Raw genomic sequence first — 14,377 nt, 5'->3', positions numbered from 1 at the left:
CAAGAAGCACAGCTGCAACTTGAAGGTGTCTGACACCCTTGAAACACCCTTCAAGCCTGAAGACCGTCCATACGGGTGTCAGACACCTGGCCAAGAAGCACAGATGCAACTTGAAGGTGTCTGACACCCTTGAAACACCCTTCAAGCCTGAAGACCATCCATACGGGTGTCAGACACCTGGCCAAGAAGCACAGGTGCAACTTGAAGGTGTCTGACACCCTTGAAACACCCTTCAAGCCTGAAGACCGTCCATACGGGTGTCAGACACCTGGCCAAGAAGCACAGGTGCAACTTGAAGGTGTCTGACACCCTTGAAACACCCTTCAAACCTGAAGACCGTCCATGCGGGGTGTCAGACACCTGATGCGACCTGATGCGCGGCCAGCCGTCTGCCGCTGTTGCCCGGTTGCACATGCCCGCCGCGCCTTGAGCACAGCGCCTCGCCGCTGGTCTATCATGGCTTTTTGTCCGCTCGTTGTAAGGAGTCCTACATGATCCGCAAGCTGATCCCCTTCCTGCTGGTTGCCAGCCTGGCTGCGTGCGCCAATACCGGTGGTTCGCGCACGTCCAGCGCGCCGGCTTCCAGCGCTTCGAGCGCGTCCTCTTCATCGAGCACCGGCGCCGGCGCTTCCTACGGTTCGTCTTCGGCCATTCCGGGCAGCAGCACCGGCAAGAGCTGCGACGCTGGCGCCCTGCAATCGCAGATCGGCCAGAAAGCCACGCCCTCCCTCATGGAAGACCTGCGCACGCGCAGCGGCAGCGCCACTGCGCGCATGCTGCGCCCGGGCCAGCTTGTCACCATGGAATACAACAACACCCGCCTGAACCTCATCGTCGACGACAAGGATGTGATGACGGCGATCCGCTGCGGTTAAATCTGCCCCTCGGCCGGGTCCCGATCCGGCCCATCGCCTTCTGCCTCGATGGGCCGCGCTGCCGGCGGCACATGGGGCAGGAAGGCACCGGCCACCTCGAACGCGCATTCCTCGCGCGCAATGTCGATCACCCGGGACACCACCGGATTGACGATGTTCTTCTTGTGCACCGCGTAGTAATTGATCATCGGCAGGTCCGGCTGCACATTCAGCTGGCACAACGCCCCGCGCGCCACCAGCGGCGCGAAATACGCGCCCGGCAGATAGCTGATGCCCAATCCCAGCATGGTCAGCTGGGCCATCATGCCCAGGCTGTTGCACGTCAACACCCGCTTGACCGGCATTCCCTGCTCCGCGAACCACGCGTCATACAGATGCGATAGCGCCGAGTTGGTGGGCTGGGAAATCACCGGATAGGGCGCCAGATCCTGCGGCGTCAGCGCGGCGGCCACATCGATGCCCAGCGCCGGACTGGCCATCCAGACATTAGTGACCGCGCCCAGGTGCGTGCAATCGTACTGGTAACCCCAGAACGGGCCGGGCATGATCGCCAGATCCAGTTCGTCCTGCTCCAGCCGCTCGTAAAGGGTGATGCCGCCATCGATCTCGGGCATCAGTTGCACACGCGGGTAGCGCTGGCTGATCTGGTTGATCAGCCCCGCCAGCCAGGTCATGCCAACCAGTTCGGTCACGCCCAGGCGCACCACGCCTTCGAAGCTGGCCGGATCGGCCATGTTCTGGACGATCCGGCTGTTCAGCTCCAGCATCTGGCTAGCCAGTTCGAACAGCTTGCGGCCCTGCGGGGTCATCAGGAGTTTCTTGGCGCGCCGCTCGAACAGGGGCGCGCCGGCAAAGGCCTCGAGTTCCCCCACCCGTTTGGCCACGGCCGATTGGGTGGTGTGCAACTTGCGCGACGACGCGCTGAAGCTGCCCAGTTCGGAACTCCAGTAGAAGGCCTCCAGTTGCTTGAGGGTGTACATCGCCGCGGTCGAAGAAAAGCGCATGAAACCCCCAACATTACCACCGCGGCCGATCGGCCCGGATCAACCCCGCGGATGCAGGATGTCCGCCAGGAAGCGCTGGGCGCGCGGATGCGCCGGGGCGCTGAAGAAGCGCTCGGGCGTATCCATTTCCAGGATTTCGCCCGCATCCATGAACACCACGCGATCGCACACGTCTCGCGCAAAGCCCATTTCGTGCGTCACGCACACCATCGTCATGCCGTCCTTGGCCAGGCCCTTCATCACCTGAAGCACCTCGCCCACCATTTCCGGATCGAGTGCGCTGGTCGGCTCGTCGAACAGCATGACGGGCGGCTGCAGGGCCAACGCGCGCGCGATCGCCACGCGCTGCTGCTGCCCGCCGGACAGCGATCCCGGATAGGCGTCGATCTTGTGCGCCAGCCCCACGCGATCGAGCAGGCTGCGCGCCAGCTCAACGGCTTCCTTGCGCGGCTGCTTGCGGATGCTCACGGGCGCGAAGATCACGTTTTCCAGCACGCTCATGTGCGGGAACAGGTTGAACTGCTGGAACACGAAGCCGATCTTCTGGCGCAGCGCGTTCAGGTTGGCGCCCTTGCCGTAGATATCCGCGCCATCGATCAGGATGCGGCCCTTTTCGATGGGTTCCAGCCGGTTGATCGTGCGGATCATCGTGGACTTGCCGGACCCCGATGGTCCGCACACCACCAGCACCTCGCCGCGCGCGACCGACAGGTCCACGTCCTTGAGCACATGATGCTCGCCGTACCACTTGTTCACTTTCTCGAGATTGATCATGTTTTGTTCCTTTAAGCCATTGCCCGCGTGCGGCGGATGCGCAGGTCCAGCCAGCTCAAACCGCGGCTCAGACTGAAGCACACGATGAAGTAGATGATGGCCAGAATGCCGAACACCTGCAGCGGCTGGGTCAGCACCAGGTTGTTGACCTGGTTGGCGGCGAAAGTCAGTTCGTTGACGCTGATGACGTAGCCCAGCGAGGTTTCCTTGACGGTGGACACGAACTGGCTGGTCATGCTGGGCAGCACGTTGAACAGCGCTTGCGGCAGCACCACCTTGCGCATCGTCGTCCAGTAGCCCACGCCCAGCGAGCGCGAGGCTTCGATCTGGCCGCGCGGCACCGCCTCGATGCCGGAACGGATCACCTCGGACAGGTAGGCGCTTTCATAGACAACCAGGGCAAAGATCAGCGTCCAGAAGCCGCTGACCACCTGGCCCGTGATCTTGGGCACCACGAAGTAGGCCCAGAAGATCAGCATCAGCAGCGGCATGCCGCGCACCACATTGACCAGCACCTTGCTGGCCGTGCGCAGCCATCCGTAGGGGCTTACCCGGGCCAGCGCGATCAGGAGCGCCAGCGGCAGGGACATCGCCAGACCCAGCGCGGCCAGGATCAGCGTCAGCGCCAGGCCGCCCAGCGGGCCGTTGGGGTATTGGCCCACGAGCAACGTGGGCCAGTATTGCATCAGGAGATCAAGCACCATGGCCTCCGCGGTTCAGACGATAACGGGCGTAGATGCGCGATCCGAGCGCCATGATCAGGAACGATCCCAGCAGGTACATGATCGTCGCCGCGCCGAAGGTGGCGAAGGTGCGGTAGGTCTCGTTTTCGATTTCCCGCGCCTGGTAGGTCAGCTCCATCACGCCGATCGCCATGGCCACGCTGGTGTTCTTGAAGAGCAGCAGCGCGCGGCCGACCAGCGGCGGAATGGAAATGCGCAGCGCCTGCGGCACGATCACGAAGCGCATGCATTGCAGATAGCTGGCGCCCAGCGCGCGGGCGGCCTCGAACTGGGTGCCGGGAATGGCGCGCAGACCGCTGCGGATGTCTTCGGCAATGTAGGCAGCCGACCCCAGCGCCAGCGCGATCGCGGCCAGCGACATTTCGGCGTTGTGCGCGTACAGCCACATCCGGAATCCTTCGGGCAGCAGCTCGGGCATGCCGAAGTACCAGAACAGCACCTGCACCAGCAGCGGCACGTTGCGGTGGTATTCCACATAGGCGTCGACCAGCCAGCGGCACGGCGCCAGATTGGTGGCGCGCACCACCACCAGCGTCACCGCGATGGAAAACGCCATGACCCATGCAACCAGGAACAGTTGCACGGTGACCGCCATGCCGCTGAGCAGCAGTTGGTATTGGGAAGCGTCTAGAAAGCTCATAAACCTGTCAATCTCCTGCGTTCGGGCGCGCAACGCCAAGCATCACGGCTTCCCGCGCATCGCCTTGCAAGACGCGGGAAGCCGTGATGGGAACTGGCGAACGGCAGCGCTCGGGTCGACCCCTTAGCCGGCGATAGGGCCGATCTTGAAGCCGCGCTCCAGCTTGTAGGGGGTGTCGGGGCCAAACCACTTATCGAACAGTTTGGCCGCCGCGCCCGAGGTTTCGGCCTCGTCCAGCGCCTGGTTCACCGTTTCCAGGAAACGCGGCTCGGACTTGCGCACGCCCAGGCCCCACGGCTCATCAAACACCGCCTTGGCAATGACGCTGACCGGCGCGGTGGGCGGGCTTTGCAGCACCAGGCGCGCCAGCACCAGCTCGGAGGCGAACTGCGCGTCCACCTTCTTCTGCTGCAGCGCGAGGTACGTGGCCGAGCTGTCGCCATAGCCGATGACCTGCGACTTGTCGAGGATGCGCTTGATCTCGCGCTCGGAGCTGGAACCCTTGGTGGCGCCAATGCGGCGGCCGTTCAGGGCTTCGATCGAGTCCAGGCCAGAATCCTTGCGCACCATCAGCTTTTGCGGGCTGACGTAATAGGCGTGGCTGAAGGAAATCTGCTGCGCGCGGTCGGGCGAATAGCCCAGGTTGGCCGCCAGAATGTCCACGCGCCCTTCGTTCAGTTCCGGCACGCGCGCCGCCACCGACAGCAGCTTGTAGTTGACCTTGACGCCCAGCTTGTCAGCAACGAGCTTGCACACGTCCACGTCATAGCCCACCAGTTGGCGCGTCGCGCCGTCCTGAAAGCTGAACGGCTGCGACGTGCCCAGCGTGCCGCAAACCAGCTCGCCGCGCGCCTTGATGTCGTCAAGCTGGTCGGCGTGGGCAAGTCCGCCCGCGGCCAGCGAAGCCAGGCCCAGGCAGGCGGCGAAGAGAGTGTGACGCTTCATGGTTCATTCCCCTTGAATGGTTGTTAGGTGTACAGACTGGCGATGACGCCGTATCGGTGCGAAAGCGTGGCCGTCAGGCCAGCTTGGCGCAGGCCTCGCGGATGGCGGCGCATCCCTGCCGGATGTCGTCCAGCGATGCGGCAAACGACAACCGGAAGGTGCCGGGCGCGCCGTAGGCATGGCCGTCGATGACCGCCACGCCGGCTTCGCGCAGCAGGTAATGCGTGAGGTCCGTGTCGCTGGCGATCACGTCGCCGGCCGGCGTCTTCTTGCCCAAGAGGCCCGAGCAATCCGGAAAGACATAGAACGCGCCCTGCGGCACGACGATGTCCAGGCCCGGCGCGCCGGACAATTCAGCGATCGCCAGGTCGCGGCGTTCGCGGAACACCTTGGCGAATTCAACAACGCAGTCCTGCGGCCCCGTCAGGGCTTCCAGCGCGGCCGCCTGGCTGACCGACGAGGCGCCCGACGTGCTTTGCGACTGCAGGATCGCCATCGCCTTGATCAGTTCGTCGGGACCGGCGCCGTAACCGATACGCCAGCCCGTCATGGCATAGGCCTTGGACACGCCATTGACAACCAGCGTGCGCGCGGCCAGTTCCGGCGCCACTTGCAGCGGATGCACTGTCGGCTCGCCGGTGAAGTTCAGGCGCGCGTAGATGTCGTCGGTCATCAGCCAGACGTGCGGATGACGCGCAAGGACCTCGGTCAGGCCGCGCAGTTCGTCGGCGGTGTAGACCGATCCCGTCGGGTTGCTGGGGGCATTCATCATCAGCCACTTGGTGCGCGGCGTGATGGCGCGTTCCAGGGCGTCGGGCGTCACCTTGTAATCGGTGGCGGGCGACGTTTCCACGGCCACCGGCACGCCGCCGTTGACCAGCACCATGTCCGGATACGACACCCAGAACGGCGCGGGAATCAGCACTTCGTCGCCATCGTTCAGCGTCGCGGCCAGGCCGTTGAAGATCACCTGCTTGGCGCCGGTGCTGACGATGACGCGCGACGCAGGGTACTCCACGCCGGTAGCTGCCAGCAGATGGGCTGCCGCGGCCTTGCGCAGGGCAACCGTGCCCTGCGCCGGCGGGTATTTGGTTTCGCCGCGGTTCATGGCGGCCGTGGCGGCCTGGCGGATGTGTTCGGGCGTCGAGAAATCCGGTTCGCCAATCGTCAGGTCAATGATGCGGCGGCCCTGCTCGCGCAGTTCGGTAATGATGGCGCGCGCGGCGACGCTGGGCGACAGCTTGATGCGCTTGATGCGGTCGGCAACGATGCTCATTTGGCCGCCCCCGTCTTTTCCGCCAGGGTCTTTTCCAGCCACGGCTTGGTATACGTCCCGGCGCGCAGCTTTTCCTTGGCCACGGCTTCGTCGGCTTCCTTCTTCAGGGCCAACGCCAGCACGGCGCTGGCGTGTTCGGCGGGGATCACCACCACGCCGTCGGCATCGCCCACGACCACGTCGCCGGGGTTGACCACCTGGCCGCCGACTGACACGGGCACGTTGATCTCGCCCGGGCCGTCCTTGTAGGGACCCTTGTGCGACACGTCGCGGGCAAAGCAGCCGAATTCGCCCTGCGCGAACACGTCCGCATCGCGCACCGCCCCGTCGATCACAAAGCCTTCGATGCCGCGCGACTGCGCGTCCATCATCATCAGTTCACCCACCAGCGCGTTGCTGGTGTCGCCCGAACCGTCCACGACGATCACGTCACCCGAGCCGCCCAGCGAAATCGCCTTGTGGATCATCAGGTTGTCGCCCGGACGGGTCTTGACGGTGAGGGCCACGCCAACCGTGCGGCGCGCGCCGTTATGCAGCGGACGCAGGCCCGACACGCCGTACAGGCGATTCATGCAGTCGCTGATCTGGGCCGAGCCGATGCTGGCAAAACCGGCCAGCACGTCAGCGGCGACGGCCGGCTCGGGCCGGGAAAGAATGCGATAACCGATGGGATTCATAAGGAAAGTCAGGTGTAAATGCAGGAAGCGTTGAAGCGAACCTGCATTACAAAGCCGCGCAAGCCTTTCCTCAAAACGATATAAATTCCCAGCGATCCACGAATTTTTTTCGTAGATTATGCGGTTTAAGGGTTATCCCTTATTCCTACATCGCGCGTCAATCATCCCCGCCCGACGCACCGCGCGCTTCGGACAGCGCGACCGTCAGGTGCATGACCTTCTTCTTGAGCTGATCGCGCTCGTCGGTCAGCTTGGCCAGCAATTGGCGCAGCCGCGCGATCTCAGCAGGCATATCCGCGATGTCTTCAATGGGTTCTTCCGGCGGCGCCTCGCGCGGCGGCGGCGCCTTGGCCTGCCGGACTTCGCGGGCGGCCTGCTGCAGTTCCTTGCGCCCGCCGGCGACGGCGGCGGCCTGCCGTTCGGCCGGCAGCGACGCCACGGCCGCCGCGGCGTTGATGGAGATGGCGCCTTCCTTCACCGCGCGCACCAATTCCGGCGCCGCGGACTTCTGGATCTTTTCGATCTGCCCGAGCGTATTGCTGCTGATGCGGGCGGCGCGCGCTAGCGCCTGTCGGCTGGGGACAGCCGGTTTCCAGTCCGGATTGGCATGGCCGCGCATCGGCGCGGCGCTGGCCCCGGGCGCGTCCTCGTCCCAGGGCGGCGAGTCATCGGCGGCCGAGCCGTCGGGCGGCGGTCCTTCTGACGCCCCGTCACCCGCGGCCGCGCCCTCTTCCGGACCGGTGCGCGCGAGCAGGATTTCCTTCTTGCGCAGCGCCAGTACGCCCCGCTGGAAGTCCGACACGCTGCGACGGCCCAGGTGGTTTTCGATCATCCACAGATGCACGTCCTCAATAGACTTGAAGTGCGGGTTCTGGATGGTCTGGAACGGGATGTTGTGCTTGCGGCAAAGCGCGTAGCGGTTGTGGCCGTCGACCAGCAGGTCGCCCCACAGCACGAGGGCGTCGCGGCAGCCTTCGGCCAGCAGGCTGCGCTCCAGCGCGGCGTGTTCGTCCTCGGTCAGCGGGTCTATATAGGCACGCAGGCCTTCGTCTACTCTGATTTCCATGGTGTCCAAATAAAGTCGGGCCGCGCTCTACGCCAGCCCCTGTCCGCGCAGCACGTCCTGGATTGCCCCCAGGCGCGCCACGGGGTCCGTCAGGCCCAGCAGCGTTGCCTTGTCGTCCGGGGGCAGCGGTAGCAGTTCGCACCAGCGGTTTGCCACCCAGCCGCAATCGTCCAGGCGGAACGGCGGGGCCAGCGGCATTCTTTCGGCGGGCACGCCGTCCTGCTGCCACTGCGCCACCAGCCGGCCCAGCGCATCGGCGCTGGCTTGCATGGCCGCCGGCACGGGCGTGGGCGGGTCGTCGGGGATGGGCTCGGCCTCGCCCATCCAAAGGCCGTATTTTGCCACCTCGCTGGACCGCAGCCGAAAGCGCGAGGTTCCCCGACACCGGATTTCCAGCAAGGCCGGCATGGGCGCCTCCCAGGATTCGACCCGCGCCATGGTGCCCACGGGTGACAGCGTCTCGACGCCTTCGGGCGAGCGGACCTCGCTGCCGGCAAGGAGGCCCACGATGCCGAACTCCGTATCGTCGGCGATGCTGCGGCGGATCATGTCCAGGTAGCGGACCTCGAAGATGCGCAAATGCACCACGCCCGCGGGAAACAGCGCGTTGGAAAGCGGAAACAAGGGAATCAGCGACATGGCCGCCTCCTGGTCATTTCACGTGGAAGGCATCGTCCACCGGCACCTGCAGCGCCGTCGCCAGCGCGTTGGTCTGCGACGCCATCGCCATCACCGCGAGCAGTTCGGCGTGTTGGCCATCGGTCATGCCCTTGGCCCGGGCCGAGGCCGTGTGGGAATGGACGCAATACGCGCAGCCATTGGCGGTGGACACGGCGATGTAGATCATTTCGCGCACCAGCGGCGACAGCTCGCCCTCGGCCATCATCACTGTCTTGAGCTGCTCCCAGACGCTGCGCATCCGCGGCGGATCGTTAGCCAGCGCCCGCCAGAAATTATTCACGAAGTCCGATTTGCGCGTGGCGCGGATGTCCTCGAACACCGCCCATGCCTCGGGATTTCTGCGGATCTCGTCATCGCTCAGCAGCCTTACCGTGCTCATTGTTCCTCTCCATTGTGAATAAACGCGTTACGGCCCCGCGGCGCCGCGGCGGACCCGCTTTGACCTATCATGGGCCGCAGCCGGCCGGTCACGTGTTGCGGCCGTCGTACGGAATGCGGGTCAGCGAGGTCAGGTCCACGTCTTGCAAGCAGCGCACGTTGACGGCCGCGGTCTCCTTGCCTTCGGCGCCCACGCCAAAGCCAAACGGCGCACAGCCGCAGTTGGCACAGAAATGGTGCGAAATCACGTGCTTGTTGAAGGTGTACGTGGACATGGCCTGGGTGGACGACGTGATGCGCAAGGCCGCGCGCGGCACGAACCACAGCAGGTAGCCCTTTCGGCTGCAGTGCGAGCAATTGCATTCCAGCACCTGGGACACATCGCCATCGACTTCATAGGCGATCTGTCCGCAGTGGCAGCTTCCTAGTTGCATTGATTGTCTCCCGGCCGTTAACGGATCAGACTCCCATCATAGGCTCGCGCCGCCCGCCTTGGCCATGCGGACCCGCCGCCCCCCACCTCGCACGGAGCCATCATGCCCCAGTTATCCGCGTATCTCAGTTTTGACGGCAATTGCGCCGAGGCCATGCGCTTCTACGAACGCGTGCTGGGCGGCCGCCTGGATGCGCTGATCCGCTACGCCGATGCGCCGCCCGATGCCGCCATGCCGGCGCTATCGGACGAGGACGCCGGGCGCATCATGTACGCCCGCCTGACGCTGGACGAACAGACCTTGCTGGGCAGCGATGCCACCGCCGGCCACCCCTACCCCGGCAACCGGGGGGTGGCGCTGGCGCTGGTGTATCCCACCGTCTCGGACGCGCACCGCGTGTTCGACCATCTGGCCGAGGGCGGCAGCGTCACGATGCCGCTGCAAAAGACGTTCTGGGCAGAAGCCTACGGTGCGCTGGTCGACCGGTATGGCACGCGCTGGATGGTAAGCGGCGGCCGGATGAGCCACTGAGGATTAGGAAGCCGGCACGCGCCACGGGAAGCACTGCCGGCGCATCGGACATTCAGGGTGACGGCTCCGACGGTACGCGAGCGGTTACGGCGGTTTTCAAGTTCAGTTGTGGCAAGTGTCAAACAATCTAGGATAGACATAACGCTATGATATATAAGCGCTTTTCACGTCCACCTGTCTACGTCAAAACAGATAAACGGCCTTGCAAGCCCTTGATCTATCTGGGATAGGAAGACAGTTCTAGACGTGAACGGCACCGTTCTGCGCCGAGTCTGATCTTCGCAACGGTCCCGTCGGCCCCCAAAGCCTAAACGTAAGAATTTCTTGCCATGGACACGGGCCTGAATTAAATTTCGAGGCTCAAGCATCGTTACAAAACGTCAAAAAGAAGAATGACTACAACTGCTTATTGTCACGCTGGCGGCATGGTTGCGACTGATTCTCGCTGGTCGCAGCGATTGGGCCGGTGGCTAGTCTATGTGGATGACACAGGCTTTCATAAGATTGAAGTAACATCTACCGCCGTGTTCATGTTCGCAGGCTTAGGGTTGAGGATTGAGGAGTGGAAACGGTGGCTGCGTTCTTCGCCGGCCCCTTCCGCCGCGACCATGCCTGGGTTCGAGGGCATTTGCATTTGCGCCGTCGATCGTAAAACCGGGGAAGTTAAGATTTGCGAAAAGATGCCGATAATTCGGCAAGAGGCAAGTTTTGGCGGATCCGGCGCGCGCTTCGCCTACAGTTGCTGGGACATCAACAAGGACGCATGCCGAAGCGTTGACACTGCCAAGGGATTTGACCCTGCAACTGGCGGCAGCACAATGCATTACTCACTTACGAGCGGTGCAACTAATCTTTCGGCTAACAGCCACGTATTCTCCGCGCAGACCATCAGCGACGTAGACAAAGAACTTTTGAGCAGAGGAATCGTCATGGACATTTCCCAAACAAGTAATCCGGTACCCTTCGCATTCTCCCAGCTAGCTGCCAACAACGAGGAAGTTAAGGAACTGCAAACCAAGATTGCTTCCGGAGAACTTTCCGCTGAGGCCCCATCAAGCGAGATGCATAGCGAGTGGACTGATCACGAGAAGAGCCGAGTGACGAAGGCGCTTGGTGAAATGTTTGGGTGGAACTAGCCGACCAAGCAATGTTGCTCCGGTAAAGCCCCGCAATCTGCGGGGCTTTTGCTTTGCTATATCGTCTCGCGGCAAAATCTCTATGAAAAGCAAACGTGCGAACACCGCTAGATCTTACGAGATGTCGAGACATCGGTGCAAACGTTTCTCGGGCGTCGATAGCCAGCGCCAGCAAAGTCCAGCATGTGGGCGCGCCGCCTGAATCCGCAAGTCCCCTGTTCGAATCAGATATGCGCCACCTAGAATTCCAAGGCCCACAAGCAATTGCGGGCCTTTTGCTATCCTCTGCGACTGCAATCTCGCTCCGCAATTGACGAACGTATGCCGGCAGCGCACCACAGGAAAAACATGAAAAAAGTTGCAGTCTATGTCGTGAGTATTTTGGTGCTTGGGTAATCCCCCCATTTTTAGCGATTGTGGATTCCGACGGTCAGTGCAACATTGCGTCCAGCGCTTCAGCCGGGGTCTTGAACCCCAACGTTTTTCTGGGCCGGGAGTTTAGCTTGGCGGCAACTGCATCAAGCTCGCATTGCGTATAGCTTGCCAAGCCTGTTCTCTTCGCGAAGTACTGGCGTAGCAGGCCATCCGTATTTTCGTTAGTGCCCCGCTGCCACGGGCTGCCCAGATCGCAGAAGTAAAAGACCATATTGGTGGCAATACTAAAGTCCCTGTGTACTGACAACTCAACCCCGCCGTCCCAGGTTAGGCTTTCCTTAGTCGAGCAGGAAGCTGGCGCATCTGCTAAACAAGGGCTCGACTCACGGTTTCGGCCCTTCTTTCCTCGATCCTGCAAAGCACGTTGAATGCTTCTGTCAACGATCGTGGCAATGGCGTTCTGATTTGCCCCCGAAATGATCGCCTTCCCAATGCCTAAGCAATGCGCAATCTTCGATCTCCGCTGGCCGAGAGCGAATTGAGATGCAACCGGGAATGCCGCCTGAAGCCGCCCGTTGGGACCTGGCATGGCGGCACATTCGCTGGGTCCGTAGGTGCTTTTTAAGTTCTTCACGTAGCACGCCGCGAGCTTGAGGGAACAGCGATCGATAGATTGTTTCGTGCGAAACACACATGAACTTTCCATCAGGAGAATGATGCTTCAGCCATCGTGAAATTTGTGCTGGCGACCAGTCAGCCTTCAACAGCCGTATCACGATACCGCTCAGCTCCGGTTCAAGAAACAGCAGGTAAGGCTTCGGTCGCAGAGCCCGCTTGAGGAACTGCTTTTCAGCATCGTACGTCGGTACTTCCCTGATCCACCGTTGCGGCCGACCTCTCTCGAGATCGTCGATGCCGAGAGGCCCAACTGGCGACCAATAGCTCGATAACTTGTGCCCCTGGACATCCCTCGAGAGATCGACTCGCGCTCACCTGCGGACAGGCATTTGGCACTGCGCGTCCTAGTCCTAGGCGAGATGCCTCCGTGGTACAGGGGATATAAAAAGACAGTCACGGGAGGCTTAGCAGTGTCGCGCGCAATCAAGCTCATCGTTGTCCCCTTGCGCGACAGCTCCCAGATCCGAGACTTCCTCTCCCCAGTCATGACCATTGCACACCTTTATCCATCAGGCTTTCAACTGGTGTTGCACTGACCGCCTGAATCCACATCATCGCTCTTGCGGGGCGATTACCATGGAACGACGTTGCATGATGCAGTCAGTCCTTCGGTTATTTCGGGGGCGACGTCTGCAAAACGCCTGTTTGTGGAACGCAAGCGAGTTTCTTCATTTGTGCGGAGGTCTTAACGTGGTCGGGGCACGGAGGCTTTCCCCCCCAAACGTTCCAGCCTATAGTGTCCTTCGAAATACCGTTCAGGCTTTGAAATTCGATGGTGACGGTATTCCCAGTCGTAAGTTGTCGAGTTGTGCCCCCGCCGACCTCGGCCGAAACGGGCGGAAATGCAACGGCCAGTTTCCCGTTCTGTTCATCCTTTGTCTCTTTCGTCAGCATCAATTCGATGGTGATGGTACGCGGGTAGACGAACATCGGTGGTTCATTGTCTGCTGGCTCCGAGGCGTTTATTGCCGTCCGTATCTGCTTGATGGTGTCCTCCAAAGACATTGAGCGGACCGTGGCGTTCTTTAACTGATTTTCATGTTGGTAAGTCGAGCAGCCCGCAAAGCCCAGGCAAATGACTCCCGCGACGGATAGAGCGAGTTTGGATGTCATATCTGTCTCCCTAGATGGAACCACATGAATAGCTCACTCGCGGGCGCTCCAAAAATACTTCATATTGAGGATGCTCTTTGGATGGATTCGTGCTGCCCCCCAACGGCCAAAAAACGCTCTCCGAAACGCTAGTGCTCACTATTGGAATGAGGGCGATGAACAATTCACAAAAGAAGGTGGCGTTGAGAGCCGCGACTGGGGCGTGCGAACTGGCCGTCAAGGACCAAACAGCTGCAAGGCAGGGAGTGCTGCGCGCACTCAACGCACTTATCGGCCACGGGCAAGTGTTGCGCCGGCCCAGCCGCCGCGGCGTTCGCATTGCTGCTATCTATCCCTGGAAAAGTGCGACATGAAGCAGTTGAGAAGCGCGACAGGAAGCGCGACAATTGGCCCGTCCACAGATGCGTCCACACGATGCGCACTGAGCAACCGTTGACGCAGAAGACGCGCGCCAAAATATCCAATCCGGCGAGCAATGCAACCGGCTCGCAATGACCCGGGCGGATCGGCGTCCGCGAGGACGAGATACTTCTCGAAGTGGGGCCGACTGCGGTGAACGAGCGCCGCTATTTCTTCCGTATCCAGGCCCATCCCGCGGAACCGCGTTAAGCCGCGTAGCGCTTCAAGAGGGCGTAGTTTGACGCCTTCGTTGCTGGTTTAGATCCGCGCACGGCGCTCTATCTTATTACCCTGGAACCCGAGACGACGGCCACCCGTTCGATCGGTGCGCCACGTTGGATCCCGCGTCCAATTGCGTCATAGCGACGATGGCCGTCCACCACCTCTACGCCGGACCCGTCCGGCAGGGTGACTTCGAGCGCCGGAAACGTGCCTCCGGCCAGAATGTACGAGGCCAGGGCTTCGATACCGCCTTCGTACTCGTTATCCAGGCCGCGGAGGTTGAAACCCTCTTTCACGCGGATATCGGAATGCCGGACTTTCATTGCGTCGGCGCGTTTGATCGTGCCGTTCTTGATCATCGTCTTGAACGATGCGCTGGGGGTGAGTCATATGACACCTGGGGAGTTAAGATGCAAAACTTGAGCGGGGG

Annotated in this window: 18 protein-coding genes; 3 read left to right on the top strand and 15 right to left on the bottom strand. The window is 62.0% G+C overall.

Annotated elements, in window-relative coordinates; translation table 11 throughout:
* Window positions 1–491 precede the first annotated feature (491 nt).
* Window positions 492–875, top strand: coding sequence for an I78 family peptidase inhibitor (locus tag AC6LJW_RS28465; protein ID WP_498088877.1), 384 nt, complete (start codon window positions 492–494; stop codon window positions 873–875).
* Here the strand turns inward: AC6LJW_RS28465 and AC6LJW_RS28460 are convergent.
* From AC6LJW_RS28460 to AC6LJW_RS28410, 11 genes are all read right to left on the bottom strand, one after another.
* A complete protein-coding gene (locus AC6LJW_RS28460) occupies window positions 872–1,879 on the bottom strand; it encodes a LysR family transcriptional regulator (RefSeq protein ID WP_156395083.1) in 1,008 nt (335 codons plus the stop codon). The two genes, AC6LJW_RS28465 and AC6LJW_RS28460, sit on opposite strands and share 4 nt — an antisense overlap.
* Before the next feature lie 39 nt (window positions 1,880–1,918).
* On the bottom strand, window positions 1,919–2,653 hold the full coding sequence (locus AC6LJW_RS28455) for an amino acid ABC transporter ATP-binding protein (protein WP_056560588.1): 735 nt from the start codon (window positions 2,651–2,653) through the stop codon (window positions 1,919–1,921).
* An 11-nt stretch (window positions 2,654–2,664) separates the two neighbouring features.
* Window positions 2,665–3,354: an amino acid ABC transporter permease gene (locus AC6LJW_RS28450; protein WP_056566430.1), complete on the bottom strand. Its 690-nt coding sequence runs from the start codon at window positions 3,352–3,354 to the stop codon at window positions 2,665–2,667.
* Complete coding sequence (locus tag AC6LJW_RS28445; RefSeq protein ID WP_056560585.1) at window positions 3,347–4,036, bottom strand: amino acid ABC transporter permease; 690 nt, start codon at window positions 4,034–4,036, stop codon at window positions 3,347–3,349. The genes AC6LJW_RS28450 and AC6LJW_RS28445 overlap by 8 nt, the downstream gene beginning before the upstream one ends.
* 123 nt (window positions 4,037–4,159) lie before the next feature.
* On the bottom strand, window positions 4,160–4,981 hold the full coding sequence (locus tag AC6LJW_RS28440) for an ABC transporter substrate-binding protein (protein WP_056560583.1): 822 nt from the start codon (window positions 4,979–4,981) through the stop codon (window positions 4,160–4,162).
* A gap of 73 nt (window positions 4,982–5,054) precedes the next feature.
* Window positions 5,055–6,257, bottom strand: coding sequence for an aminotransferase class I/II-fold pyridoxal phosphate-dependent enzyme (locus AC6LJW_RS28435; RefSeq protein ID WP_498088876.1), 1,203 nt, complete (start codon window positions 6,255–6,257; stop codon window positions 5,055–5,057).
* On the bottom strand, window positions 6,254–6,934 hold the full coding sequence (locus tag AC6LJW_RS28430) for an RraA family protein (RefSeq protein WP_498088875.1): 681 nt from the start codon (window positions 6,932–6,934) through the stop codon (window positions 6,254–6,256). Before AC6LJW_RS28430 ends, AC6LJW_RS28435 begins: the two co-directional genes overlap by 4 nt.
* A gap of 157 nt (window positions 6,935–7,091) precedes the next feature.
* On the bottom strand, window positions 7,092–8,000 hold the full coding sequence (locus AC6LJW_RS28425) for a hypothetical protein (RefSeq protein WP_056560574.1): 909 nt from the start codon (window positions 7,998–8,000) through the stop codon (window positions 7,092–7,094).
* A gap of 27 nt (window positions 8,001–8,027) precedes the next feature.
* On the bottom strand, window positions 8,028–8,639 hold the full coding sequence (locus tag AC6LJW_RS28420) for an LON peptidase substrate-binding domain-containing protein (protein ID WP_427988127.1): 612 nt from the start codon (window positions 8,637–8,639) through the stop codon (window positions 8,028–8,030).
* A gap of 13 nt (window positions 8,640–8,652) precedes the next feature.
* Window positions 8,653–9,060 carry a carboxymuconolactone decarboxylase family protein gene (locus AC6LJW_RS28415; RefSeq protein ID WP_056560567.1) on the bottom strand — a complete coding sequence of 136 codons (408 nt, stop codon included), beginning with the start codon at window positions 9,058–9,060 and terminating at the stop codon, window positions 8,653–8,655.
* 88 nt (window positions 9,061–9,148) lie between these two features.
* Window positions 9,149–9,493 carry a GFA family protein gene (locus AC6LJW_RS28410; protein WP_056560564.1) on the bottom strand — a complete coding sequence of 115 codons (345 nt, stop codon included), beginning with the start codon at window positions 9,491–9,493 and terminating at the stop codon, window positions 9,149–9,151.
* Window positions 9,494–9,595: 102 nt separating this feature from the next.
* Here AC6LJW_RS28410 and AC6LJW_RS28405 point away from each other — a divergent pair, with 102 nt between their 5' ends.
* Window positions 9,596–10,024, top strand: a complete 429-nt coding sequence (locus tag AC6LJW_RS28405) for a VOC family protein (RefSeq protein ID WP_427988130.1) — start codon at window positions 9,596–9,598, stop codon at window positions 10,022–10,024.
* A gap of 392 nt (window positions 10,025–10,416) precedes the next feature.
* Window positions 10,417–11,160, top strand: coding sequence for a hypothetical protein (locus AC6LJW_RS28400; RefSeq protein WP_498088874.1), 744 nt, complete (start codon window positions 10,417–10,419; stop codon window positions 11,158–11,160).
* A 430-nt stretch (window positions 11,161–11,590) separates the two neighbouring features.
* Here AC6LJW_RS28400 and AC6LJW_RS28395 read toward each other — a convergent pair whose 3' ends face one another.
* From AC6LJW_RS28395 to AC6LJW_RS28380, 4 genes are all read right to left on the bottom strand, one after another.
* Entirely contained in the window at window positions 11,591–12,169 is a 579-nt protein-coding gene (locus AC6LJW_RS28395; protein ID WP_498088873.1) for an IS30 family transposase, read from the bottom strand.
* Window positions 12,170–12,319: 150 nt separating this feature from the next.
* Complete coding sequence (locus AC6LJW_RS28390) at window positions 12,320–12,646, bottom strand: helix-turn-helix domain-containing protein (RefSeq protein WP_498088872.1); 327 nt, start codon at window positions 12,644–12,646, stop codon at window positions 12,320–12,322.
* Between the two features lie 179 nt (window positions 12,647–12,825).
* Window positions 12,826–13,326 (bottom strand): trypco2 family protein, encoded by a 501-nt coding sequence (locus AC6LJW_RS28385; RefSeq protein ID WP_498088871.1) that lies wholly within the window; start codon window positions 13,324–13,326, stop codon window positions 12,826–12,828.
* Window positions 13,327–14,003: 677 nt separating this feature from the next.
* Window positions 14,004–14,306, bottom strand: coding sequence for a hypothetical protein (locus AC6LJW_RS28380; RefSeq protein ID WP_498088870.1), 303 nt, complete (start codon window positions 14,304–14,306; stop codon window positions 14,004–14,006).
* Between the last annotated feature and the right edge of the window lie 71 nt (window positions 14,307–14,377).

The sequence above is a fragment of the Achromobacter sp. 1012554356 genome (genome assembly GCF_059760815.1).
Note: the sequence above shows the minus strand (reverse complement) of the source record. Positions and strands in the feature narration are given on the sequence as shown.